Origin of the sequence: Pseudoalteromonas aliena (assembly GCF_038155085.1) — a bacterium.
GTDB lineage: Bacteria > Pseudomonadota > Gammaproteobacteria > Enterobacterales > Alteromonadaceae > Pseudoalteromonas > Pseudoalteromonas aliena_A.
The window spans coordinates 1-217 of sequence record NZ_JBAKAU010000207.1 but is presented as its reverse complement, the minus strand read 5'-3'; the positions used below and the strand labels follow the sequence as shown (position 1 = coordinate 217).

At 50.7% G+C, this 217-nt stretch carries 1 protein-coding gene; it reads left to right on the top strand.

Going from position 1 to position 217, the window contains the following annotated elements; genetic code table 11:
* Positions 1 to 24 precede the first annotated feature (24 nt).
* The coding region (locus tag V6260_RS19105; protein ID WP_341595612.1) for a hypothetical protein at positions 25 to 217 on the top strand (193 nt) is incomplete at its 3' end.

Here is a 217-nt window from a genome sequence, read left to right as displayed (position 1 = left end):
CGTTGGCAAGATATACCGACATCTGTGACATGTGTCTACATTCCTGCGTCTCAACGCGATGAGCGCTTGAAAGCGTTCGAGTCGCATCAACTCACTCAAGTTCCTGATCATGACATCTTGCTGCAGCGCAAACCACCAGGCAGCGCCGAGAGCCTACAAAAGCAAAACCGGAAAAATGCTACGGATGCTGCCATTTCACGCAGCCAAGGTCGTAAAA